This is a genomic window from Arthrobacter pityocampae, from assembly GCF_002927275.1.
Taxonomy (GTDB): Bacteria; Actinomycetota; Actinomycetes; order Actinomycetales; family Micrococcaceae; genus Arthrobacter_D; species Arthrobacter_D pityocampae.
On the sequence record NZ_PRKW01000005.1, the window covers coordinates 332,701 to 353,819 of the forward strand.

A 21,119-nucleotide genomic window follows, 5' to 3' on the forward strand; every position below is an offset into this window, starting at 1 on the left:
CCACCGGCAGGGGTTGATGCAAAGGGTTGCCTGTTGGGTGGTTACCAGAATGACAATGGTCCAGGAGTTCCGGGCCTGCTGCAGGACATGGTCCTCGACAGCCGCGACGTCGAGGAATTCCTGACGAAGCTCGTCACCGTCGCCGGCCGGAGCCTGTCGGCCGACGACGAGGTGCTGTGCGGTGTCACGCTCCTGAGGGCGCGGACCAAGACCACGGTCGCCAGTAACGGTCCGGAAGCCCAGAAACTGGACGAGGTCCAGTACGCATACGACGACGGTCCATGCCTCCGTGCCGCGCGCGAGGGCTCCGTCCAGTACGTCTGCGACTTCGACGTCGAGGAACGGTTCCCCGAGTACAGCCGGGCGATCGCCGGCCAGGGGATCAGGTCCGCACTGGGCGTGCCCATCCCGCTCGAGGGCGAGACGAAGGCGGCCCTCAACTTCTACTCACCACTCGTGGACGCCTTCACCGAGGATTCCATCGCTGACGCACGCGCCTTCGCCGAGGAGGTCTCGGCGTCGCTCCGCCTCGCGGTGCGCATCGCGGAGCTGACCGAGTCCAGCGCCGACATGCGTGCCGCCATGCAGAGCCGCACCACCATCGACCTCGCCGTGGGCGTGATCATGGGCCAGAACCGGTGCTCCCAGGATGCCGCCATGTCCATCCTCAAGGCCGCATCCAGCGCCAGGAACATCAAGCTGCGCGACGTCGCCGCGTCCGTGCTGCAGTCCCTGGGCCAGGGGCCGGTGAAGTCGCACTTCCAGTAGCCAGTGCGGCCGACGGCGGCACCCCGGACTTCCTCCGCCCCCTGGGCACCGCCGGTTCCGTCTTCCTCGACGCGGAGGCGGCAGAACGCGGGCGCCTCGACTCGTTGGAGCAGCTGGGCCTCCTCGACACGCCAGCCGAGGAGCGGTTCGATGCGATCACCCGGCGTGCGGCGGAGCGCTTCGGCTGCGAGATCGCGACGCTGGCCCTGATCGGCCGCGACGCGCAGGAGATGCAGCACGAGGTCTTTCCGGGCTGGAAGGCCTGGAACCTGTTCTGAGCCGCGCTGTCCCGGATGGGCCCGTCAGGGCTCCGGTGGACGATCAGCGAGCGTCACGTCCACCGACTGCGTATCTGCGCCGCGCTGGATCTCGACGGGAACCGTCTGCCCCGGATCGTACTGGCGCAGCGCGGAGAGGAGGTCCTCGGCCGTGGCGATCTCCTGGTCCCCGATCTTCGTGATGATGTCGCCCGGTCGGATGCCGGCGTCGTCGGCGGGCCCGCCCTGCGATACGGACAGGACCACCGCGCCGCGGGTGTCCCCGAGATCCAGCTGCGCGGCGATCTCGGGCGTGATGGGGCCGGGCACCAGTCCCATGAACGCGTGGTCCGCGGTGCCGTCCGCCCGGAGTTCCTCCGCCACTTCCGTGGCGATGGCGGCGGGGATCGCGAAACCGAGCGCGACGGCGCCCTGCGAGGGCGGGATGTAGGCCTCACTGATCCCCATGATCTCGCCCTGCCCGTTCACGACGGCGCCGCCGGAGTTGCCGGGGCTGATGGCCGCGTCCGTCTGGATGAGATCCACCAGGGACTGGCTCGTGGCCGCCGAGCCTGGGATCTCCCGGTGCAGTCCGGAGACGATCCCCGACGTCGCGGTGTTCTCGAAGCCGAGCGGGGACCCGATGACGACGGTGAGGTCACCGATGCGCGGCAGATCGGACCGGAACGTCGCGGCCGGGAGGTCGGTCCGTTCTGCCTGGACCAGGGCGAGGTCGGTCACGGTGTCGGCGGCTTCGACCGTCCCGGACACGCGCTGGCCGTCGGCGAAGGCCACTTCGACGTCCTCGTTGCCGCGGATCACGTGCTCGTTGGTGAGGATGAGCCCGTCCTCGGTGTAGATGACACCGCTGCCGAGACCTTCCCCGGTGAAGATGGTCACCACCGAGGGCTGCACGGCCTCGACGATCTCGGGGATGCCGAGGTCCTGCCCGGTCCCTGAGCCTGTCGTACCGCCGCCGGAGTCGGTGCCGCCCTGCACCTGCGCCGGGGCGTCGGCGTCATCTCCGCCGGTGGCCGTGCAGCCGGTCACGCCCAGCAGGACGGCGCATACCAGGGCGGGCAGGAACGTGCAGGTCCGGGGCATGAGCGGGTCCTCTCCACTGTCGGCGGAGGCCGGCAGGCTTCCGCGCGGTCGCTGTCTGGAACGCTATGAAGGGCAGCAGCCCGTGACAAGGGCCGAAAGGACCCCGCCGCGGCAGGGAGGATGGTGGCGTCAGGAGCGCCGGTCGGTGTCCTGGTCGCGTCGGCGGAGCGGATTCTCACGCCAGTCCGGGCGGTCCGAAGGGGCCGGGCCGTAACCCGGGCGCAGCAGCGGCTCGTCGGGATCGTCCTCGGGGTGCGGGCTGCGGGGTGCGCCCGCGCGGTGGCTGAGCCAGTACCCCCAGCCGATCACGGCTGCGGCAGTGAGGATGATCAGGAACCCGATGGCCAGGAGGATCGGCGCCTCCGCGGGCGCCGGCGTGCCCGTCGAGTCGGCCCGGGCGAAGTCCGAGACCGCCTGCGGAACGAAGAGGGTGCTGACGAACAGTAGGGCGAGGCCTGTCAGGTACTGCTTGACGCCGAGTTTCATGGTTTCCCAGGGTGTCCTAGCGGTCGGGGCGGGCTCCCTCCAGCTTAGGCCCTGGCACTGACAGCCCTACGCTGGACTGGTGCGTTCCTCCCTGCCCAGTAATCGCCGGCTCAGCCGCAGTATCCTCAGGCTCGCCGTCCCAGCACTGGGCGCCCTGATCGCGGAGCCACTGTTCCTGCTCGCCGACTCGGCGATGGTGGGACACCTCGGCGTCGAGGAGCTCGCCGGCGTGGGGCTCGCGTCCACGGTGCTGCAGACCGCCGTCGGGCTCATGGTCTTCCTCGCCTACTCCACCACGCCCGCGGTCGCCCGCCTGCTCGGTGCCGGACGCCTGCCCGAGGCGCTCGCGGCGGGGCGCGACGGCGTGGGCCTCGCCGTCGTCCTCGGGGTCCTCCTGTCCGTTCTCGGCTGGGCCACCGCTCCGCGGCTGGCGTCGCTCATGGGCGCCGAGGGGGCGGTGCACGCCTTCGCCGTCGACTATCTCCGCTGGTCGATGCCGGGGCTGACGGCCATGCTGGTGGTGCTCGCGGCGACCGGCGTGCTACGCGGGTTGCAGGACACGCGCACGCCGCTGATCGTCGCGGGCGCGGGGTTCGGCGTCAACATCGTGCTTAACTACCTGCTCGTCTACGGCGCCGGGATGTCCGTGGCCGGGTCGGCGCTGGGGACGAGCCTCGCCCAGTGGGGTATGGCGGCCGTCTACCTCGTCATGATCATCCGTGCGTCCCGCGGGCAGCGGGTGCCCCTGGTGCCGTCCCTGCGCGGCATCCGGCGCACCGCCGGCGTCGGCTCCTGGCTCATGCTGCGTACGCTGTCGCTCCGCGTGGCGATCCTCGTAACCGTCTTCGTCGCGACGGCGCAGGGGCCTCTCGGTCTCGCGTCGCACCAGCTCGTCATGACGGTCTTCACCTTCCTCGCCTTCGCCCTCGACGCCCTCGCGATCGCCGCGCAGGCCCTGATCGGCAAGGAGCTCGGGGCCGGGAACCGGCCGCTCGCGGCGGCGCTCACGCGACGCATGATCGTGTGGGGTGTGGCGTTCGGTGGTGTCACCGGCTGCCTTCTGGCCGTCGTCGCGCCGTTCGCCGGGTGGATCTTCACGTCCGACCCGGCGGTCCAGGCGGCCTTCGCGGCCGGACTGTGGGTACTGGCCGCGTTCCAGCCGGCCTGCGGCCTCGTCTTCGTGCTCGACGGTGTCCTGATCGGCGCCGGCGACGCACGCTACCTGGCGATCGCCGGCGTCGTGAACCTGATCGTGTACCTGCCGCTGCTCGGCCTCGTCGGTCTGGCGGACCTGACGGGGGGTGCCGGCATCGTCTGGTTGTGGCTCGCGTTCGGCGGGTACATGCTGGCACGCGCTGCGACGCTGGGGTGGCGGGTCAGGGATGACCGCTGGATGGTGACAGGGGCGACGCGCAGCGCGGTGCCGCGGGACGCCCGGCTGCCCGGACCGCCGTGAGGGTGGACCGTCAGGCGGTTCTTCCCCGCAGCGACCGGTACGGCATCAGGGCCATCCCGCCGAGCAGCGACACCGCGGCGGTGAGGACGAGGAGCGGGCCCAGTCCCAGACCGGGGATCACTGCCCCGGCGAGGGCGGGCGCTGCCACCGAGCTGAAGGCTCCGACGACCAGGCAGCCGGTGAAGGCCGTGCCTGCGCGGTCGGGCACGAGCTCCGCGGTCCAGACCGCGAGGACCGCGGACCCCATCATGTATCCGACGCCGAAAATGCATGCCGAGACCGCCATCGCCGCCAGGGAGTCGCTGGCCAGACCGAGGAGCGCCAGGGCCGCCCCGACCGTCACGAGACACAGGGCAGCGACCCGCGAGGTGCCCACCCGCTGGGCGACGGCCCCGGTCGCGATGCCGACCATGCCGCTGAGGCCGATGGCGGCATAGAGCGCCGGGACGGCCGCCGCGAGGAGGGGGCCGCTGTCCAGGATGTCCGCCGCGTAGGTGAAGTAGATGACCGCGACCGCGAAGTAGACGACGGAGTAGGCAGCCGGGACGCGAAGCGCTTTCGCCAGGGAGGAGGTGCCCGCCGATTTCTCCGGTCGGCGGTCCGGTCGGTTGCGTGGCACCAGGCGGAGGTTCACCACCGCGGCGACCACGGCGGCGATCGCGATACCGGCCCAGACCAGTCGCCACGAGCCGAGCGCGGCGAGGACGGCCAGACCGCCCAGCAGCACCAGTCCGCCGCTGGTGCCGGTCGTGATGATCGCGAGCGTCCTCGGCCGCTGCTGCAGGGGGACCGACCGGGTCACGATGTCGGAGTAGGGCGCCCACACCCAGCCGCCCGCGCTGCCAGCCAGGATCACACCGAGGGCGAGCAGCCACGGGGACTGGGCAAGCGTCACGATTACCCCGCCCAGGGCGCCGCAGATGCCGCCCACGGTGGTCGGGGCACGTGAACCGTGGCGCGCCGCGAGCGGCCCGGCGAGCAGCAGTCCCGCCAGATAGCCCGCGAACGTCGCGCTGGAGATCAGGCCGAGGACCAGCTCCGAGAGTCCCAGATCCTGCCGGATTCCCGGCAGTGTCAGACCGTAGCCGTAGCGGGCCATGCCGAAGGCGACCCCGACCACCGCCGCTCCTGCCAGACCGACACGGCCACCTGCCGAAAGCGTCATGACTACCCCTCATCCTCGGTCGTGCACTGGTGTTCCGACGATCCCGGCCATGGGCGAGGGCACACGGCGGGTCGGATCGATGGTCGCCACGCCACGTCCCGGGGGCGGAGCGGCAACCCACTCTAGGTGACCCGGGCATTCTCGCGGGCCCCCGGGCCGCAGCGGGACAGAACTGGACGCGGCGGCGGAAAACCGCCCACCGTCGTCGTCGTGATCTATGCAGGATTCTTCTCCTGTAGCCACCGCCTCTCCGCGATTTGTCCACTCAGGTCCGGAGGGTGGGCGCGATGCGCGCTGATCAGGTGCACGGACTACCGTGATTGATGGATGGGCATCCGCCCGGCAGACATCGGCATTACTTGTTCCAGGGAAGCGGCATCATGATCAGCGAGGACGTACAGCAATGGATGGCTGTCCAGGCTCTCCGGATCACGGCTTTCGATGCGCAGTCGGTGTGGGTCACCTACACGGGTCTCGGCGGCACGCGTGACGTCCGCGACGTGGTCTCCTACTTCGAGGGAGGAGGTACTCTGGCTGCCCCGGATCGGGACCTGGTGGCGCACGCGCTGAACGAGATGATCGATGACGGCGAGCTTCCGGTGGACGGGGCGCACTACAGCACCGACGAGGTGACGGACGGGTCCGGTTTCGGGGACAACCTGCGGGAGCTGGTACTCGATCCCGACGGGCACCGGTTCGACCGGCCCGCCGTAACGGCGCCGTACGGGATCGCCGGCGACGGTCAGCAGCTCGACGAAGCCTCCGAGGAGGATGATGATCCCGAGTACCGGCGGTGCAACGCCCTCTACGAAACGGGGCTCCTGGACACGGGAGCGGAGGACCGCTTCGACCGCTACACGAGGCGGGCCCGCGAGCATTTCGGGGTGAGCTCGGCATCGATGGCGCTGATCACGGAGGACCGGCAGGTCATCAAATCGGTCTCCGGACCGATCGGTCAGGACCTGCCCCGCGACATCGCCCTGTGCGCGCGCACGATCGAAGCCTCCGGGGCATTGATCATCACGGATGCGGCGACCGACCCCGAGTATTGCGACCATCCGCTCGTCGTCGACGGCCCTCATGTCCGCTTCTATGCCGGCTACCCGATCACGACCGCCGACGGCTGGCGGATCGGGACGCTCTGCCTCATCGATGACCGCCCACGCTCCTTCAGCGACGACGACGCCCTGACCCTCCAGCGCATGGCGCTGGATCTGCAGATCGAGATCTGGGTCGGCGACGCCCGCTAGGTGTACTGCCCGGGGACGATGGCGTCGATGTCCGCCATCTCGAGGTCGGCGGTGGTCTGGGTCAGCTCGAGCAACTCGGGGTCCGGCCCGGGCGCGAACTCCTCCTGACCTCGGGACTTGCTCGGCATCGGTTTTCGGGATGGGCACTTGCCGGCGTGGGTGCGCTTCACGGCTTCGGTGATTCTTCGGTCTTACTTCGAGGTTCGGCCACTCATGGATTCGGGTGGGGGCAGCAGAGTGGCTTCCGGACGAACGCCGCTCCAGCGGCCCCGTTCCAGGTCTCCTTCCCGGCAGCATTCACGAAATGGTCCCATCATGGCTCTGCTCGATCTGGCACCCCTGCCCGTCATCCCCGCTCCCGCCCCCACCTCCACCCCGCCGGCCCCGGCAGTCTCCACCTCGATGCCTGATGCGCTCCCTTCCGGGCGCCCGGAGGTGACGGAGCGGTCCCTGGTGCGGCGCGTGATGGCGCGCGTGGTGAGCGTGACCGGCACGGTGCTGGTGATCGGTGCCCTTCTCGCCTTCCTGTTCCTCGCCGTCGGGCCCCGGTTCCTGGGCTACCAGACGGCCACGATGCTCACCGGCAGCATGGCGCCGAGCATCGTGCCGGGCGACGTCGTCGTGACGACCCAGCAGCCTGTCGCCGGCGTGCAGGTCGGCGATGTCATCAGCTACCACATTCCGGTCGAGGACCATCGGGTGGAGACACACCGGGTGATCGAGGTCATCACCAACGACGACGGGACGACGGCGGTCCGCACCAAGGGTGACGCCAACGAGGCCGTCGATCCGTGGATCGCGACCCTCGACGGGAACTACGTGTACGAACAGGCGTTCACCATCCCGGGCATCGGGGAAGTCATCCGGACGCTCCGCACACCGATCGTCAGCACGGTCCTCGTCTACGGCGTGCCTGCAGTCCTCGTCGTCGGTTTGCTCACCATGATCTGGGGACGCCCCGCCATGGACACGGCTGACGCTGCAGGACATGTCGCGGGCGCTCCTGAGGTTCGCTGACGGCTTTCCGGCTCGACCGTGTAGCGGTTTCCTTCCTAGAGTGGATCCATGACTCGCTCTCCTGAAGCCTCGTCCGACTGCGACAGACCCGGCGCCCGGCGGAGGCCGGGCACTCCCGGGACCGTGCGATGAACGGGGAGCTGCTGCTGAACATCGGTTTGGTCGTGGTGTTCGTCCTGATCGGCGGCGTGTTCGCGGCCACCGAGATGGCACTGGTCACGCTCCGCGACAGCCAGGTCAACGCGATAGCCCAGCGGGGCAAGCGGGGCGAGAAGGTCGCTGCACTCGCCCGCAACCCGAACAGGTTCCTGTCCGCGGTGCAGATCGGCGTGACGGTCGCCGGGTTCGCCTCGGCCGCCTACGGGGCCGCATCGATCGCGCCGTCCGTCGCGCCGCTGCTGGTCCCGCTCGGGTTGAGCGCAGCGGCCGCACTCACGGTCGCCACGATTTTGCTCACCCTGGTGGTCGCCTACCTGTCGCTCGTGCTCGGCGAGCTGGCGCCGAAGCGGCTCGCGATCCAGCGCAACGCGCAGTTCGCGTACGCTGTGGCGCCGGTGCTGAACGGTTTCGCGCACCTCATGCGGCCGGTGATCTGGTTGCTGTCCGTGTCCACGAACGCGGTGGTCCGGCTCCTCGGCGGGGACCCGAACCAGCGGAGCGAGGAGATGACGGAGGAGGAACTCCGCGACATCGTGACCACCCACGAGGGACTGCCCGAGGACGAGCGCCGCATCCTCGACGACGTGCTCTCGCTCCGTGACCGGCAGATCAGCGAGGTGATGCGCCCCCGGCCGGAAGTCGTCGCCGTCAACAGCGGCCAGTCCGTCGCTGAGGCCATCGCGCACATCGAGGGGCTGCCGTTCTCCCGCTACCCGGTGGTGGATCAGTCCATCGACGACATCACCGGCTTCGTGCATGTCCGCGACCTGTACGACGCCGCGTCCCAGGACCCGGACGCACCCTTGGAGCAGGTCCTCCGCCCGATCCCTTACCTGCCCGCGACCGCCCGGGTCCTGCCGACGCTCACGAAGCTCCGCGCCCGGAACACCCACATCGCGGTCGTGATCGACGAGTACGGCGGCACCGACGGGATCGTCACCCTGGAGGACCTCGTCGAGGAGGTCGTCGGGGAGATCTTCGACGAGTACGACACCGATGCGGCCCCCCTGAAGCTGGCAGAGGGCGGGGGCGTCGTCGACGGCCGGCTCAACCTGCAGGACTTCGCCGAAGCCACGGGTATCGAGCTGCCCCGCGGGACGTGGGACACGGTCGCCGGGTTCGTCCTCGACCGCCTCGGCCGGCTCGCGTCGGAGGGGGACACCGTCGAGGTCGACGGCGTCACGCTTCAGGTGACGAGCATCGACCGCCGGCGCATCGCGGAACTTCTCGTGATACCGCCGGAGACGCTGGCCCCGGACCAGCACTGAGCGGACTCACCTGCTGATCGCCGGTAGCCGGGTCAGAGGGCCCGGAGGAGGTCCTGCAGTGCCCGGCCCCTGGCCCCGTCCGGGTCCTGGCGGGTGAGCGTCACAGCCCGGTCGATGATCTCCTGGGCGATGACGACGACCTTGCGGTTGGTGTGTTGACTGTGGGAGCTGATCCGGGCGAATGCGTCCGCGGCCGTGAGGCCGGCGCGGCCCATGAGGATGCCCTTGGCCTGCTCGATGACGGCCCGGCGGAGCGCAGATGCGGCGACGGCCTCGTTGGCGAGCTGGTGTCGGTCGAGGTGGATGGACCGGGTGAGGTCCACGACGAGCGCCCACACCCCGATGGGTTCGTTGTCCTCGAGGATCAAGTCTGCGGAGATGAGGACTTTGCGCGTGTTCCCGTGAAGGTCGCGGAGCGAGGCGTAGACCGATGAGGGTCCGCCGGTGGTGGTGACCTTGGTCCAGAACGCCTGGACGGCGTCCCGGTCCGCGGGGTCGAAGTGGGACATGCCGAGTTTCAGGGTGGGGACGACGTCGCCGCGTTCGTAGCCGTGGATCCGGTACACCCCGTCGGACCAGTGGTAGGTGTCGTCGGCGAAGTAGTGCTCCACGGTGCCGGTCGGGCAGTCGATGAAGTACTCGATATCGGACACGGGCCCGGGAAGGGACGCCGAGGGATCGAGGGGGAGAGTCATGCGGAAGCCATTCGACGTGCTCTGATCCGGGCTGGCGTCTCAACCAGGACCTCAAAAGCAAAAGAATAGCAACAATCGCATCGTTCACGACCCGCAGGGCTGTCCGGTTGTCGACCTGTCGTCGTCCTACGTGCGCCCGGCAACTGTTCAGCTGCTGCGGTCCGGCACGGGGCGGGAGGGGTGCGGGACCGATCTCCCTCCGGCGGCCGACTGCTTGACGGCCGGAAAGAGTCCCACGTTCGTGCACGAGGCTCGTCGGTGTATTCCGGCTGAAGCCCTCGGACGGATCCGTGGACATCGTTAGGGGTGATTCCAGTATGCGCTCCTGCCCAGTGGCTCAGCCTCGTACGCCCGTCAAGATCGGCTGTGTTTTTCCTCGCGAAACCAGATACGGGATTGGCCTGTGGGGCGAATGGGGTGCCGAGCTCCGCCCTGGCTGCCCCGTGGAACCCTGCTCACGCGCCGGACTAAACTGGACACGCCGGAGACCGCCCGGCCCCGCACTCCTGCAGAGAGGCCCTTGATGGCTGCCGCATCGCCTGCCCCGGGCGCCAGGCCCGACCCCGCCGAATTCACGGTGTGGAAGCCGTTCCTGATGCGTGCCGTCGTCAGCGGCGCCTTCGGTCTCGTGACGATCTTCTGGCGTGAACCGTCCACTCTCGTGCTGGCCGTCGTCGGCGGGCTGTACTTCCTGCTGGCCGGCGGCGGCTATCTGTGGGCGCACCGCGGAGCGCATTGGCGTGCCGGGTCGGGGGTGCTTACGACGGTCGGTGGCGGCCTGCTGCTCGGGGCCGGCGTGGCCGTCCTCGCACTCCGGACCGATGCCGTCTTCGCGTACGCCGGCGCCGTCGCGCTCGTCGTGGCGGGAGCCGCCGAACTCCTGCGGGGGCTCGCAACGCGCGGGCATGTCGCGGCGCGGGATCTCGTCGTGGTCGGCGCCGTCGGCCTTACCACGGGCGCCATCCTGCCCTTCGTCGAGTCGCTCGGGGCGCATGCGCTGCTCGGCGTCTCGGGTGGCGGCGCGCTGCTCACCGCCGTCGTGCTCGGCATCGCGAGCCTGAGCTACCGCCATGATTCAGCGCTCAGCGCACCCCGGGCCTGAGGCTCCCAGGGCGAGCCGGACCCCGTAAACTGGAGACTCTACGCCTCGTAGAAAGTTCGCATCACCGGAAGGAGTGCCCGTGGCCAAGCGTCAACCGGGGAAACCCACCCAGGGACGGTTCCGCCACGGCATCAAGGCGCCCCTCGTCTTCTCGGCGGTCCTGGCCCTGGTAGCCGGATTCGCGACGTCGATCTTCGCCACGGGCGGAGGCTCCAACGAGCTTCGCATGGGCCTGGGCCTGACGGCGGCGGGCATCGCCTTCATCGTCTCCCTCGTGATCTGCGCGATGCTGATGATGGCGGAGACGCCGAACGCCGAGCACCTCAGCCAGGGCTCCGGTGTCAACCGGTCCTCCGCGCGGCCGGATGCCAAGGGCTCGTCCGCGCAGGACCCGGCGGCGCCAGGTCCGCCCGCCTCCTCGGCGGCCGCTCCCGGGCACGATGACCCGCCCCGCTACGGGGAGCGCCTGCCGAAGCAGGATTCCTGACGGGAATGCCCGCGCCTGCTTGACGGCGCTGTTAGCCTGCCCCCATGGGCGACGATCTACCGGCATTCATCAGGGACTTCGGCACCATGGTGCGCCTCGCGCAGGAGGCGCAGCCACACCACGCGCGCGGGAGGGAGCTCGTCGAGACCCTCGCCGCGCACCTCGGTGCGGCTCCGGGTGACCTCCCGGTGGTGGTCGAGGAAGTGCCGGCCCACCGCTTCGTGGACGCCGACATCATCCTCGCGGCGCTGACGCCCGAGGTCCGCGCCATAGGGGTCGGCGGCGGCGACCAGCGCCACCACCTGTCCCTCGGCGACATGATCCAGCAGTCGGAGCTCTACCCGAACTTCCCGCTGTCGCAGCCGGACTACGCGAACCTTCCCGTCGGCCCGGACGAGCAGCGGCAGGTGACCGCTTTCGGCCTGCGCCTGTTCCACCGCGACGACGTTCCCGTCGCCCTGCTGCAGCGCCGCGCGGAGCCGCGCTACGGTCGGCAGGTCGGGTCCCTCGAGGTCCTCTGCGCGGATGCCGACGTCGTCGCCGGTTTCCTGACCGACTTCCGACGGCGGATGCAGCGCGAGAGCGTGATGAAGGGCCAGGTCCTGTCGCTGACCGCGGAGGACTTCGGGCCGAGCGCCGCGGGCGTGACCTTCCATCGCCGGCCCACACTGGAGGCCGTCGACGTCATTCTTCCCGACGGCCTCCTCGAGCGCGTGAGCGAGCACGCGCTCGGTATCGCGGCGCACCGGGAAGCGCTCGTCGCGGCGGGCCAGCATCTCAAGCGCGGCATCCTCCTGTACGGGCCTCCCGGCACCGGCAAGACGCACACGGTCCGGTACCTGCTGAGTGCCAGCGAGGGCACGACGGCGATCATCCTGTCCGGTGGCACCCTCGCCCACATCGCCGAGGCGGCCCGGACGGCCCGGGCCCTGCAGCCGTCCATCGTGGTCCTCGAGGACTGCGACCTCATCGCCGAGGACCGCAGCTTCGGCCACGGGCCGCAGCCCCTGCTCTTCGAGGTGCTCGATGCGATGGACGGGCTCGACGACGACGCCGACGTCACGTTCGTCCTGACCACCAATCGCGTGGACATGCTGGAGCGGGCGCTCGCGCAGCGGCCAGGGCGCGTGGACCTGGCCGTCGAGATCCCCCTGCCGGCCGAGCGCGAGCGCGCCGCGCTGCTGCGCCTGTACGCGCGGGACCTGCCGTTCAGCGCGGACGCCCTCGGCTCCGCCGCCGGTGGCACCGCCGGCACCACGGCGTCCTTCACGCGGGAACTGGTGCGCCGGGCCGTCCTCTCCGCTGCGCTGCAGGGCGTCGCCGTCGCGGACACCCACCTGCTCGCCGCCGTGGAGGGCTTGATGGCCGACGATGCCTCCCTGACCCGGAGCCTGCTCGGCAGCGGCGGCCCGGAGCCGACGGCGGGCGTCCCCGACCCGCCCGCGGTGTCCTTCGGACGGGTTCCCGGGGTGGCGGCGTACGCGGGAGCATCTTCGCCCCTGCCGGGCCCGGGTCTCGCCGACGGCGGCTACTCTGAGGACGGCTTTCCGGAGGACGGCGTGCAGGACATCGGCGGCCTCGACGGCCCGGCCTGACGTCGGGGAACCGACCCGGGTCGTGCCATCGCCGGCCCGGATGGTCAGCGACCCGTGCGCCGCTTGCTGTAGACGTCAAAGGCCACCGCGAGTAGGAGCACCAGCCCCTTGATGACCTGCTGCCAGGCGGCATCCACCGACAGGATGGACAGCCCCTGGTTGAGGACGCCCATGACCAGGCCGCCGATCACCGCGCCGATAACCGTCCCGACGCCGCCCTGGACAGCCGCTCCACCGATGAAGACGGCGGCGATGGCGTCGAGTTCGAAGCTCTGGCCCGCCGATGCCACGGCGCTCCCGGCGCGAGCCGTGCTGACGACGCCGGCGAGGCCGGCCAGGAAGCCCATGTTGACGAAGATGAAGAAGTTCACCCACTTGGTCTTCACTCCGGACATCATCGCGGCGTAGAGGTTGCCACCCATCGCGTAGACGTGGCGGCCGAAGACGGTCCGGGAGAGCATGAACGAGTACAGCAGCACGAGGGTCGCGAGGATGATGAGGATGATCGGTGTGCCGCGGTTGTAGGCAAGCAGATAGCACAGGTACATGATCGCGACGACGGCGAGGGCGATCTTGAGGACGAACGAGGCGGTCCGTTCGCGGGGCAGGTTGAGCCGGCGGAGGTCGGCGCGTCCCTTCAGTTGCTGCACCACCAGGGCCAGGGAGGCGAGGGCGCCGATGCCGAGGGTGATCAGGTCCGGCGTGCCGGTGGACGGCAGGGTGCCGGACCCGATGGCGTTGAAGGAGCGGGGGAGTCCGCTGATCGTCCCGCCGGTCAGCAGGACGAGGGCGACGCCGCGGAAGACGAGCATGCCCGCGAGGGTCACGATGAAGGCAGGGATGCCCACGAAGGCCACCCAGAAGCCCTGCCACGCCCCGATCAGCGCCCCGACGAGGAGGGACAGGGCAACGGCGGCACCCCAGGGGAGTCCCCAACTGTTCATCGACAGGGCGGCGACAGCCCCCACGGTGGCGACGACGGAGCCCACGGACAGGTCGATGTGCCCGGCGATGATAACGATGACCATCCCGATCGCAAGGATGAGGACGTAGGCGTTCTGCTGGATCAGGTTGCTCACGTTGCCCGGATACAGCAGGCGGCCGCCGGTCAGCACCTGGAACAGCAGGATGATCACGGCGAGGGCGGCGAGGATGCCGTACTGCCGCAGGTCGACGCGGCGGCGTTTCTTCTTGGCCCCGTCAGGCCGGGGCGGGACGGGGGCGGTGGCCTGCTCGGCCGTGGTCGTGGTCATGAGGGCTGTGCTCCTTGGATCCTGGAAGCGGTCATGCGGCGCATGAGGTCCTCCTGGCTGGCATGGGCGCGATCCAGCTCGCCGGTGAGCTTGCCTTCCGCGATGGTGTAGATGCGGTCCGAGAGGCCGATCAGTTCGGGCAGTTCGCTCGAGATGACGATCACCGCTTTGCCCTGGGCTGCCATCTCGTTGATGATTCCGTAGATCTCGTACTTGGCGCCGACGTCGATGCCCCGCGTCGGTTCATCGAGGATCAGGACGTCCGGGCCCGAGTAGATCCACTTGCTGAGGACCACCTTCTGCTGGTTCCCGCCCGAGAGGTTGCCCACCACGGAGGAGACGCTCGGCGTCTTGATGTTCATCTGCCGGCGGTATTCCTCGGCGACGGCGTACTCGCGGTGCCGGTCGATGATGCCCAGCCGTGCGAGTTTCCCGAGGGCTGCCGCGGACACGTTGACGGTGATGCTGCCGATCAGGTTCAGGCCGTAGCGCTTGCGGTCCTCTGTGACGTAGGCGATGCCGTTGCGGATCGCTTGCCCCACGGTGCGGGTCTGGATCTCCCGGCCGTCCTTGAAGACCCGCCCCGAGATCCCGCTGCCGTAGGAGCGCCCGAAGATGCTCATGGCGAGTTCCGTACGTCCCGCCCCCATGAGTCCTGCGAATCCGACGATCTCGCCGGCACGCACGTGGAACGACGCGCGGTCGACGACAATCCGATCCACGTCGATCGGGTGGTGCACGGTCCAGTCCTCGACGCGGAACTTCTCCTCGCCGATGGAAGGTTCCCGGGGCGGGAACTGGTGGTCGAGCGGGCGCCCCACCATGTCCCGGATGATGCGGGTCTCGATCTCGTCGCTGTCCTCGACCGGGAAGGACTCGATGGTTCGTCCGTCCCGGATGACGGTGACGGTGTCGGCGATCGCTCGGATCTCCTTGAGCTTGTGGGAGATGATGATCGAGGTGATGCCCTGAGTCCGAAGCTGCTCGATCAGGCCTAGCAGGTGTGCCGAATCGTCGTCGTTGAGGGCCGCGGTGGGTTCGTCGAGAATGAGGATCTTCACCTCCTTCGAGAGTGCCTTCGCGATCTCGACCAGCTGCTGCTTGCCGACGCCGAGTTCGAGCACCTTGGTCGCGGCGTTCTCCTGCAGTCCCACGCGGGCGAGGAGCTCGGCGGCCCGGACGTTCGTCCTGTTCCAGTCGATCACCCCGCCCCGCTGGACCTCGTTGCCCAGGAAGATGTTCTCGGCGATGGACAGGTACGGGCTCAACGCCAACTCCTGGTGGATGATCACCACGCCGTCGCGCTCGCTGTCGTTGATCGAGCCGTAGGCCACCGGGTCGCCGTCCAGGGTGATCGTCCCGTCGAAGCTGCCGTGCGGGTAGACGCCGCTCAGCACTTTCATCAGGGTGGACTTGCCCGCCCCGTTCTCCCCGCAGATGGCGTGCACCTCGCCGCGCTGCACGCTCACCGAGACGCCGTCGAGCGCCCTGATGCCGTTGAACTCCTTGACGATCCCGCTCATCTCGAGGATGGGCTCACTCATGCTGCTCTCGCTTCGCCTAGTGCGGACGAGCGGGGCGCGGCCCGACGGCCGCGCCCCGCTCGTCCTCGGGGTGGTCAGAGACCGAGGTCTGCTGCTGCGACGAAGCCCGATTCCACGAGCGTCGACTCGACGTCGTCCTTCGCCACCACCACGGGATCCAGGAGGTAGGAGGGAACCACCTTGGTGCCGTTGTCATAGGTCTCGGTGTCGTTGACCTCCACCTCGTCGCCCGCGACGATCGCGGCCACCATCGACTCGACCTGACCTCCGAGCTCGCGGGTGTCTTTCCAGACGGTCATGGACTGCTGGTCCGCCAGGATGGCCTTGACGTTGGCGACGTCGGCGTCCTGTCCCGTGATGAGGGGCCAGTCGGTGCCCGGCTCGTAGCCGGCCGCGTTGAGGGAGGCCTCGATGCCCAGCGCGAGGCTGTCGTTCGGGGACAGGACCACATCCACCTTGTCCCCGCCGGTGTAGAAGGACTGGAGGCGGTTGTCCATCTCGGCCTGGGCGTCGTCGGACCCCCACCCGAGGATGCCGATGGCCTTCCAGCCGTCGTTATCGGCGGGGGACTTGCCGGAGGGGACCTCCAGCTGGCCGGATTCGACGTACGGCAGGAGCACGTCCCAGGCCCCGGCGAAGAAGAACGCGGCGTTGTTGTCGTCCGGGCTGCCGGCGAAGGGCTCGAGGTTGAACGGGCCCTTGCCGTCGGCGAGACCGAGCTGCTCCTCGATGAACTGGCCCTGGAGCTGGCCCACCTTGTAGTTGTCGAACGTGGCGTAGTAGTCCACGGCCTCGGTGCCGTTGATCAGCCGGTCGTAGGCGATGACCTGGACGTCCTGGGACTTCGCCTCCTCCAGCGCCGGGCCGAGCGTCTGGCCGTCGATGGCCGCGACCACGAGGATCTTCGCCCCGCCGGCCACCTGGTTCTGGATCTGGCTGATCTGCTGGTCGGTCTTGTTGTCGGCGTACTGGAGGTCGACCGTGCAGTCGGCGGCTTCCAGTTTCTCCTTGAGCCCCTCGCCGTCGTTGATCCAGCGCTCGAGGCTGCGGGTGGGCATGGAGATCCCTACATTGCAGGTGGTGGCCGCATCGCCCTCGGCGTCCGGGGTCGCCGATCCGGCCGGGGCGCAGGCCGACAGGCCCGCCGCGACGCCGGCGGCCAGCAGGAGGGCCGAGACATTCTTGATCGTGGTCATGGGTGAACCTTTGAAAAGGATCCGACCGGAGGTCAGGACGCCAGGGCGGATGCCGGAGGTGACGGTCGGCGGGCCGCTGGTGTGCCGTGTGGCTGGATCGAGCTGATACAACGCTGTAGCGCCCGGTCGATGTGGCCATCGACAATATGTAGGCGAAGACAACATATCGGCCGGGCATCATCGCGACAAGACGCTGGCTGAATGTTATGGAACCGAGACCTTCAGGTGATGGTCAGCAGTGGCCCGGTCAGGCCCCCTGCGCCTTCCGTGCGCGGTACGCCTTCACGTGCGTCCGGTTCGCGCAGTTGCCCGTGTCGCAGAAGCGCTTTGAGCGGTTGCGGGTGAGATCCAGCACCACGCCGTCGCAGTCCTCGGCCGCGCAGGAGCGCAGGCGGTCCAACTCGTGCCCGCGGATGACATCCGCCAGGGCCATGGCGGCCTCGGTCGCCATCCGTTCCTCGAGCGGTGCCTCCGGCGCGGTGGCATGGAAGTGCCAGTCCCACTCGTCGTGCCGGACCAGCTGGGGGAGCGCGTGGGCCCGGCGGAGGATCGCATTGACGAGCCGGACGGCGTCGTCCTCCTCCGCGAACCAGATGACCTCGAGTTCGGCGCGCAGCGCGCGCACAGCCCGCAGCTCGGCGTCGGTGCGGGTGCGGGAGCCGCTGAACCGCTGCTGTTCGAGGAACCGATCGAGACCCCCGGGCGTCACCAGGGGATCGAGGTCGTCCTTCGCGGTGTTGATCAGCGCAGCCACGGTGGCCAGTGCCACCTCCGTGTCATAGGTGAAAGGCATGTTGACTCCTGACATCGCGCTCGTCTAGTGTCACGACCATAACCACTTGTCACCCCTGACACCAAGTATCGAGCCGAAGGGAGAGGACGTGTCCCTGCGCCCCACCGCCGGCCTCTGGATAGCGCTCGTCTCCGCCGCGACCTTCGGCGTCTCGGGGCCGTTCGCGAAGTCCCTGCTCGAGATCGGCTGGAGCCCCGGCGCCGCCGTCGGGCTGCGCATCGGAGGCGCCGCCGTCGTCCTGCTCGTCCCCGTACTGATCATCCTGCGCGGCCGCTGGTCCACCTTGCGCGGCAACGCGCTCACCATCGCCATCTACGGCACGACGGCGATCGCGCTCTGCCAGCTCTTCTACTTCAACGCCGTGCAGCGCATGTCCGTGGGGGTGTCGCTGCTGCTCGAGTACCTCGCACCCGTGCTGCTCGTCGGATTCCTCTGGCTGCGCTCGCGGACGGCCCCGCGCGTCCTCACCGTCATCGGGTCCGTGACGGCGATCCTCGGGCTCCTGCTGGTCCTCGACCTTACGGGGGACGCCCGACTGGATCCCGTCGGGGTGCTGTTCGGTCTCGCCGCCGCCGTCTGCCTGGTCGTGTTCTTCCTGATGTCCGCGCGGGTGGACGACACCCTGCCACCGATCGTCATGGCCGGCGGGGGCATGGTGGTGGCGGCGGCCACCATCCTGCTCCTCGGCCTGACGAACATCATGCCGTTCCGGTTCGTGTTCTCGGACGTCCAGCTGGCCGGGGGCACCTACAGCTGGATCGTCCCGGTGGCCGTCCTCGTGCTCGTCGCGACGGTCGCCGCCTACGTGACGGGCATCCTTGCCGCCCAGCGCCTCGGCTCGAAGGTCGCAAGCTTCGTGGCCCTCACCGAGGTGATGTTCGCGGTGCTCGCGGCCTGGCTGATCCTCGGCGAGCTGCCCGGGCCCGTGCAGCTGGTCGGCGGGCTGCTGATCGTCGCCGGCGTCGTGTGCGTCCGGGTGGACGAACTGCGCTCGGTGCCCGACGGCGAGCTCGAGACCGCACTCGACCAGCCCAACCCTGTGGAGCCGTTGCCGCGCCCGTGAGGCACCTCGGGAACTCCCGCCCGGCCGTGATCGGTTGAACTGTGAGCAGCGTCTTTCCGGCGGTGCCATCCGACGGGAGGACACGCACGCCGTGAACAGCACCACCGGGCACGGCCGAGGGCGTCGGAGTCGCCTGCCTCGAACACTGGCGGGCCTCCTCGTGATCGGACTGCTGGCCGCCACGCTCGCTCTCCTGGGCCCCGGGCTGCTGAGCAGTCTGCGGTCCGCCGGCCCTCCGGTGCTCGGGGGATCGCCGTGCACTGTCACGACACCCGCGGGGGAGATGGGGCTCACCCGGAGCGAGGCGCAGCAGGCGACGACGGCGGTGGCGCTCACGGCGCGCGGGATGCCGGCTATGGACACCGCCGGGATCGATGCGGAGGTCCTGCGCCGGCTCGCGGAGGGACCGGCCGACGACGCCGGTCCCGTCCTGGCCTGCCGCGGCTCCGCGGCCGGTGACCTTCCCGTCCAGGAGCTGACGGCCACCGGCCTGACGCCGCGTGCCGAGGAGGTCCGTGCCGCCATGGCCGAGGTGTTCGGGGAGCAGAGCCTGGGCGGGTTTGCCCCGGGCGGCGTGGGGCAGGGTCACGGGGCGGAGTCCACGCACTACGACGGCCGGGCCGTCGACGTCTTCTTCCGCCCCGTGACGGAGGAGAACCGCCGCGCCGGGTGGCTGGTGGCCCACTGGCTCGTCGCCCACGCCGAGGACCTCGATATCCAGTACGTCATCTTCGACGACCGGTTCTGGAGCGACCACAGCACCCGGGCGCAGTGGGGCGACTACGACGCCCCCGAGCCCGCCAACGAGATCCTCCGCCATCTCGACCACGTGCACGTCGACGTCCATCGCGGAGGGAGCTGACCGGGTAGGTGCGGGCCGCCGCGGCGGGCGGGCAGATCCGGGGGAACGCCGCACCGGGTCTGGGCCGTCGCGCCGGGTGCACGGCGGGTCCGCACTCTTCAGGCCGTCGCCGGCCCGCCGTACACTGGGGCGCATGACCGGGCAGGATCCGGCCCCGCCGGGGGTCGGTGCGGTTCCCCAGCACAGTGCGGCACCTCGCGAGGAGGTGGCCGCCCCCTCGCCGCAGGCCGCGTCCCTCCGCAGCCCGGCCGAGCGGCACCGCACCTTCCTCGGCATCCTGGTGAACACCGGGCTCGCGAACATCACCACCAGCTACCTCTGGTTCGCCCTGACGTTCTGGGCCTACCTGGAGACGCGCAACGTGATCGCCACCGGCGTGATCGGCGGCGCGTACATGCTGCTGATCGCGCTCTCCAGCATCAGCTTCGGCACCCTCGTGGACCGCCACCGCAAGCTCGCCGTCATGCGCTTCGCAGCCGGCGTCACCCTGGTGATGTTCCTGCTGGCGGGCGCCGTGTTCCTCGTGACGCCCGCCGCCACCCTGCTCGATCTGCAGCAGCCGTGGTTCTGGGTCTTCGCCCTGATCATCCTGATCGGTGCCGTCGTGGAGAACATGCGGAACATCGCGCTGTCCACGACCGTGACCATCCTCATCGAGCCGGACCGGCGAGCCAACGCCAACGGGCTGGTCGGCATGGTGCAGGGGCTGATGTTCATCATCACGTCCGTGCTCTCCGGGCTGTCGATCGGGCTCCTCGGGATGGGCTGGACCATCGTCGTCGCGTTGGTGCTGACGGCGTTCGCCTTCGCGCACCTGCTCACGCTGCGCATGCCCGAAGAGGTGGGCGCGGCCGCCACGGACGCGCAGGGCGGGTTCGATCTGCGTGGCTCCATCGCCGCGGTCCTCGCGATCCCGGGATTGTTCGCGCTCATCCTGTTCTCCACGTTCAACAACTTCATGGGCGGTGTCTACATGGCGCTGATGGACCCCTACGGTCTCGATCTGTTCAGCGTGGAGATGTGGGGCATCTACCTCGCCGTCGGTGCCACGGGGTTCGTCCTGGGCGGCGCCCTGATCGGGAAGTTCGGCCTCGGCTCCAACCCGCTGCGCACGATGCTCAGCGCGGTGATCGTGATGGGGGTCGTCGGGGCCGTGTTCACCCTCAGGGAATGGGGCTGGCTGTACGTCCTCGGCATCTGGCTCTACCTGGTCCTGGTCCCGTTCGTCGAGGCCGCCGAGCAGACGGTCATCCAGCGTGTGGTCCCGTTGCCCCGGCAGGGGCGCGTGTTCGGACTGGCCATGGCGTTCGAGTCCGCGGCGGCACCGGTCACCGCGTTCGTCATCGCGCCGATCGCGCAGGTCTGGATCATCCCGTACGCGCGATCGGCCGAGGGCGCCGCCCGCCTGGCCCCGCTACTGGGGGAGGGATCCTCCCGCGGTATCGCCCTCGTGTTCCTGGTGGCCGGCATCCTCATCATCGCGGCCGCCGTCCTGGCCTTCTTCACCCCGGTCTACCGGCGGGTGTCGGGAACCTACGCCCGCGCTGCTGCGGAGGACGCCCCGGCGGCCGCACCACCGTGACCTGACACCCGGCGCGT

At 69.6% G+C, this 21,119-nt stretch carries 21 protein-coding genes; 12 read left to right on the plus strand and 9 right to left on the minus strand.

Annotated features, from left to right (window positions below; translation table 11 throughout):
• Positions 1-33 precede the first annotated feature (33 nt).
• Both C4K88_RS13030 and C4K88_RS17425 read left to right on the plus strand, forming a co-directional pair.
• Complete coding sequence (locus C4K88_RS13030; protein ID WP_241521918.1) at positions 34-768, plus strand: GAF and ANTAR domain-containing protein; 735 nt, start codon at positions 34-36, stop codon at positions 766-768.
• Between the two features lie 104 nt (positions 769-872).
• Positions 873-1,046 (plus strand): hypothetical protein, encoded by a 174-nt coding sequence (locus C4K88_RS17425; RefSeq protein WP_167399048.1) that lies wholly within the window; start codon positions 873-875, stop codon positions 1,044-1,046.
• A gap of 24 nt (positions 1,047-1,070) precedes the next feature.
• On the opposite strand, the gene C4K88_RS13035 is transcribed toward C4K88_RS17425, so the two are convergent.
• Positions 1,071-2,129 carry a S1C family serine protease gene (locus C4K88_RS13035; protein ID WP_104122051.1) on the minus strand — a complete coding sequence of 353 codons (1,059 nt, stop codon included), beginning with the start codon at positions 2,127-2,129 and terminating at the stop codon, positions 1,071-1,073.
• 129 nt (positions 2,130-2,258) lie between these two features.
• On the minus strand, positions 2,259-2,615 hold the full coding sequence (locus C4K88_RS13040) for a hypothetical protein (protein WP_104122052.1): 357 nt from the start codon (positions 2,613-2,615) through the stop codon (positions 2,259-2,261).
• 76 nt (positions 2,616-2,691) lie between these two features.
• Between C4K88_RS13040 and C4K88_RS13045 the strand changes: the two genes are divergently transcribed.
• A complete protein-coding gene (locus C4K88_RS13045) occupies positions 2,692-4,071 on the plus strand; it encodes an MATE family efflux transporter (RefSeq protein WP_104122053.1) in 1,380 nt (459 codons plus the stop codon).
• Between the two features lie 10 nt (positions 4,072-4,081).
• On the opposite strand, the gene C4K88_RS13050 is transcribed toward C4K88_RS13045, so the two are convergent.
• A complete protein-coding gene (locus C4K88_RS13050; protein WP_104122054.1) occupies positions 4,082-5,236 on the minus strand; it encodes an MFS transporter in 1,155 nt (384 codons plus the stop codon).
• A 380-nt stretch (positions 5,237-5,616) separates the two neighbouring features.
• Here C4K88_RS13050 and C4K88_RS13055 point away from each other — a divergent pair, with 380 nt between their 5' ends.
• Positions 5,617-6,486, plus strand: coding sequence for a GAF domain-containing protein (locus C4K88_RS13055; RefSeq protein WP_167399049.1), 870 nt, complete (start codon positions 5,617-5,619; stop codon positions 6,484-6,486).
• Here the strand turns inward: C4K88_RS13055 and C4K88_RS17860 are convergent.
• Positions 6,483-6,614 carry a hypothetical protein gene (locus C4K88_RS17860; RefSeq protein ID WP_277621649.1) on the minus strand — a complete coding sequence of 44 codons (132 nt, stop codon included), beginning with the start codon at positions 6,612-6,614 and terminating at the stop codon, positions 6,483-6,485. The two genes, C4K88_RS13055 and C4K88_RS17860, sit on opposite strands and share 4 nt — an antisense overlap.
• A 187-nt stretch (positions 6,615-6,801) precedes the next feature.
• Here C4K88_RS17860 and C4K88_RS13060 point away from each other — a divergent pair, with 187 nt between their 5' ends.
• Both C4K88_RS13060 and C4K88_RS13065 read left to right on the plus strand, forming a co-directional pair.
• A complete protein-coding gene (locus C4K88_RS13060) occupies positions 6,802-7,503 on the plus strand; it encodes a signal peptidase I (protein ID WP_241521919.1) in 702 nt (233 codons plus the stop codon).
• 128 nt (positions 7,504-7,631) lie between these two features.
• Complete coding sequence (locus tag C4K88_RS13065) at positions 7,632-8,930, plus strand: hemolysin family protein (protein WP_104122056.1); 1,299 nt, start codon at positions 7,632-7,634, stop codon at positions 8,928-8,930.
• A 32-nt stretch (positions 8,931-8,962) separates the two neighbouring features.
• Here C4K88_RS13065 and C4K88_RS13070 read toward each other — a convergent pair whose 3' ends face one another.
• Positions 8,963-9,625, minus strand: coding sequence for an ANTAR domain-containing protein (locus tag C4K88_RS13070; protein WP_104122057.1), 663 nt, complete (start codon positions 9,623-9,625; stop codon positions 8,963-8,965).
• A 523-nt stretch (positions 9,626-10,148) separates the two neighbouring features.
• Between C4K88_RS13070 and C4K88_RS13075 the strand changes: the two genes are divergently transcribed.
• The 3 genes from C4K88_RS13075 to C4K88_RS13085 all read left to right on the plus strand — a co-directional run bounded on the left by C4K88_RS13075 (position 10,149) and on the right by C4K88_RS13085 (position 12,809).
• Positions 10,149-10,727 (plus strand): hypothetical protein, encoded by a 579-nt coding sequence (locus C4K88_RS13075; RefSeq protein ID WP_146065689.1) that lies wholly within the window; start codon positions 10,149-10,151, stop codon positions 10,725-10,727.
• Between the two features lie 79 nt (positions 10,728-10,806).
• The gene (locus C4K88_RS13080) at positions 10,807-11,214 is read left to right on the plus strand and encodes a hypothetical protein (protein ID WP_174705238.1); all 408 of its coding nucleotides are present in this window, start codon (positions 10,807-10,809) and stop codon (positions 11,212-11,214) included.
• Positions 11,215-11,258: 44 nt separating this feature from the next.
• A complete protein-coding gene (locus tag C4K88_RS13085; protein ID WP_104122059.1) occupies positions 11,259-12,809 on the plus strand; it encodes an AAA family ATPase in 1,551 nt (516 codons plus the stop codon).
• A 44-nt stretch (positions 12,810-12,853) separates the two neighbouring features.
• On the opposite strand, the gene mmsB is transcribed toward C4K88_RS13085, so the two are convergent.
• The 4 genes from mmsB to C4K88_RS13105 form a co-directional block, all read right to left on the minus strand.
• Positions 12,854-14,062, minus strand: coding sequence for a multiple monosaccharide ABC transporter permease (gene mmsB / locus C4K88_RS13090; RefSeq protein ID WP_104122060.1), 1,209 nt, complete (start codon positions 14,060-14,062; stop codon positions 12,854-12,856).
• On the minus strand, positions 14,059-15,606 hold the full coding sequence (gene mmsA, locus C4K88_RS13095) for a multiple monosaccharide ABC transporter ATP-binding protein (protein WP_104122061.1): 1,548 nt from the start codon (positions 15,604-15,606) through the stop codon (positions 14,059-14,061). Before mmsA ends, mmsB begins: the two co-directional genes overlap by 4 nt.
• A gap of 74 nt (positions 15,607-15,680) precedes the next feature.
• Complete coding sequence (gene chvE, locus C4K88_RS13100) at positions 15,681-16,802, minus strand: multiple monosaccharide ABC transporter substrate-binding protein (RefSeq protein ID WP_104122062.1); 1,122 nt, start codon at positions 16,800-16,802, stop codon at positions 15,681-15,683.
• Between the two features lie 247 nt (positions 16,803-17,049).
• The gene (locus C4K88_RS13105; protein ID WP_104122063.1) at positions 17,050-17,595 is read right to left on the minus strand and encodes a CGNR zinc finger domain-containing protein; all 546 of its coding nucleotides are present in this window, start codon (positions 17,593-17,595) and stop codon (positions 17,050-17,052) included.
• An 88-nt stretch (positions 17,596-17,683) separates the two neighbouring features.
• Between C4K88_RS13105 and C4K88_RS13110 the strand changes: the two genes are divergently transcribed.
• The 3 genes from C4K88_RS13110 (at position 17,684) to C4K88_RS13120 (ending at position 21,102) form a co-directional block, all read left to right on the plus strand.
• Positions 17,684-18,658 carry an EamA family transporter gene (locus C4K88_RS13110; RefSeq protein ID WP_104122064.1) on the plus strand — a complete coding sequence of 325 codons (975 nt, stop codon included), beginning with the start codon at positions 17,684-17,686 and terminating at the stop codon, positions 18,656-18,658.
• Between the two features lie 91 nt (positions 18,659-18,749).
• Entirely contained in the window at positions 18,750-19,520 is a 771-nt protein-coding gene (locus C4K88_RS13115) for a VldE C-terminal domain-containing protein (protein WP_241521920.1), read from the plus strand.
• 133 nt (positions 19,521-19,653) lie between these two features.
• A complete protein-coding gene (locus C4K88_RS13120) occupies positions 19,654-21,102 on the plus strand; it encodes an MFS transporter (protein WP_104122065.1) in 1,449 nt (482 codons plus the stop codon).
• Positions 21,103-21,119: the final 17 nt, after the last annotated feature.